A 2,744-nucleotide genomic window follows, 5' to 3' on the forward strand; every position below is an offset into this window, starting at 1 on the left:
GGTTAATCGCTAGCCAGTACATATTCTTCTGTTGCAGAGGCGAGAAACGTTCAAATCGTTGCTTGAGTAACTCCCATAAATTTCTAAAAAGAGTAGTTCCTGGTGCCAAGAATGCTTGTGGATCTCCAGAGAATATATCTAGAATAGCGGTTGCGGCAGATTGTGAGGGCGAGTGGATTACCACCAAAGTAATTGACCAAGTTTTGATGTTGAGGTGCTGTATTTAACCCTTTAGCAATCAGTATTTGCTCACCTTCTATTACTGATAGTCCCGACAAACAGAGCGATCGCACTGGTAAGTTTTCCCCCGATCGCACTGCAATTTTGCTCGGTTTTTCTCGTCCAGTGACAATCAGACAACTTTGGTGGAGTTCATCGCAGATCCGCTCAAATAGCTGTTGGTATGCTTCAAACCCTCGTTGGTATTCTCCCCCCCGGTTTCCACTTTGTAAAATTGACTCGACATTATCAAGAACTAACAAACAACGCTTTTCCTGCAATTGTTTCATCAAAAGATTAATTGAACTATCGATTGTTGCCTCTGAACCCATTAAAATCGGCAAAATCTCGCCCAGTAAGGTATTTAGTGGCAGTGCTTGCTGTAAACTACGCCAAATCACATATTCAAACTGGGATTGAATTTGCCTTGCAAGTTTCACCGAGAGAGTAGTTTTGCCAATTCCACCGAGTCCAAAAATCCCGACGAAACGACAATGCTCCTTGCCAATCCATGTTGATAAAGTTTGCAGTTCTGTTTGGCGACCATAAAATCGGGAGACATCAACGGCTTCTCCCCAATCTTGTGTACTGGTTTGGGATTGCTGATAGCGATGCAGAATAGCTTGGATATTTTTTTTGGAGACTTCTTCGCCAATGACTTGGGAAAGCGATCGCCACAATTGCGAACCTACCTGTTTAACATAGTCACAATCATAACCTAGCTTATCCGCAATCTCCGCATAAGTGCGTCCAACCCAACTTTCGAGAAAGACTACAGACTGAATATCATTTAGTCCTTGCTCCAAGACCGTAGAGCGTAAAACAGCATCGACTAATTTGAGTGCCTCTTCGCCTGTCATCGCTCAACAAGATCCACGTATCGTTTAAGTATTTAACTTGTCTGTTCTTGCTGGGAAAATTATGGCAAAGTTTACAATTGTTTACATTAACTAGCACACTTTTTCTTACTGACAGAACGAGCGGGCTTGGATTTTAATTGGGAAAGACAAGAAGTTCAATAATTCATGTTCCTCAATTAAATAGGAAAAAGTTTATTTTGATGAATTTTGGCAACTTGTTATAGAGCAATAGAATTAGCTAGGTAATTAATCACCTAGTTAGCATAGTTAACTTATTGGTTACATATTTCGAGGATATAAAAATGAAATTTCAACTAATTTCCACATTAACTGTTTTTACCATATTAGGATTATCTCAGCAAGCAAAAGCATATAATCTTGAAGCTTGTGCAAAAGACCCAATGACTAGCACACCTCAAGCAATCAACTTACTTCAGCCTCTTGACCAGAAAATGGTGAATTGTATTCCTAAATTGGATTCAATTGCTAGTCAATGGCAATCAAAAGCTAATAATATCAGATCGGCTATAAATCAGATAAAGGTCGGTAATAACGGAACTACAGGTATTGAGAAACTTGAGTACAATGTAACAGGAAATTATATTTCTTTAGGTGCTAGTGCTAAAGCTGCACATACATGGGAAGTAAAAATTCCACCAAAAACTATAAAAGAACAAGTTCCTGTTACAAAGTATCGCAAAGTAGAGGAGTGTATTGCTCGAAAGAAAGTTTTTGGAAGAACAATCTGCATTGGGTTTGAAACTAAAAATATGCCCTATGTCGAAATGGAATGGAAGACTGTAACTATCCCCGGTAAAACCATCAGAGAGTCTGCTTCTGCAACATGCAAGTATGATTACACGTTCAACTTGTCAACTTTTGAACAAAAACCTATTTTTAACTGCGGTCGTGGAAGTCTTGGTAATTTAAAGCTAGATGCAAGTGCATTTACCAAAATCCTTAATGGAGAAATGCCTACGTTGGGTAGTTTATTAACTAGTGTAAATCTGACACCGCCTCTATTTAAGGATGCCAATCGTGATACTTACAATGACGTGAAAAACAGCATAATAGCTAGTCACGCAGGTTCAATAGTGTATTTTTCTTCAGAATCTTTTGTTAATTGGGCATCCGTAGAAAACCAAGGAGCTAACGGAGTTGCCGCTGTTATTTCTGGTGGAGCATATGGCGCAGAGCTTACTCGCCAAATTACCGAAAGATTAAAAACTGAACTCACTTTTATGAGTGTTTTTGCTTCTCAAACTGCAATCAACTTAGGTGTTGAGCAGATAGTATCCATGATGACAGGAAATAGTGCATTAAATCTTGGCGCTTATAATGTTTCTGTAAAAGTGGTAAACACCCCTAACATTATTCAAAAATGTGTAGTTAACGGTGATTGTCTTCCTGAAATAAAGTCGCCCCGTTTAGGTTTTGCTGTTATTGCAACACCAATTAATTAATAACTTGACTATTGCGATTTGGTAAAAGTAAAAATTCACCAAAATTTTTAGTTTGCTGATAACGACAAGAATGGCAAAGAGATAACCATCTTCTAACCTTATTAGAAACAGGGCGTTGCTGAAGAATGGGATAATTTCGACAAATTAGAAACGGAATTTAAATGGTTTAAACCTCTAATTTATCCCGCATTTATGCAACGCC

2 protein-coding genes are annotated in these 2,744 nt (G+C 38.5%); one reads left to right on the forward strand and one right to left on the reverse strand.

The genetic code is table 11. The features are described 5' to 3' along the window. Window positions 1-83: 83 nt before the first annotated feature. Complete coding sequence (locus tag RRG12_RS42585; protein WP_420763250.1) at window positions 84-1,079, reverse strand: NB-ARC domain-containing protein; 996 nt, start codon at window positions 1,077-1,079, stop codon at window positions 84-86. 302 nt (window positions 1,080-1,381) lie between these two features. On the opposite strand from RRG12_RS42585, the gene RRG12_RS42590 reads away from it, so the two are divergent. After that, a complete protein-coding gene (locus RRG12_RS42590; protein WP_420758334.1) occupies window positions 1,382-2,542 on the forward strand; it encodes a hypothetical protein in 1,161 nt (386 codons plus the stop codon). Window positions 2,543-2,744: the final 202 nt, after the last annotated feature.

This window comes from Nostoc sp. CALU 546, from assembly GCF_048836525.1.

What these genes read in the sequence shown, in the direction of transcription:
- RRG12_RS42585 (WP_420763250.1), bottom strand. Translation starts at nt 1,079, where the DNA reads ATGACAGGCGAAGAGGCACTCAAATTAGTCGATGCTGTTTTACGCTCT.
- RRG12_RS42590 (WP_420758334.1), top strand. Translation starts at nt 1,382, where the DNA reads ATGAAATTTCAACTAATTTCCACATTAACTGTTTTTACCATATTAGGA.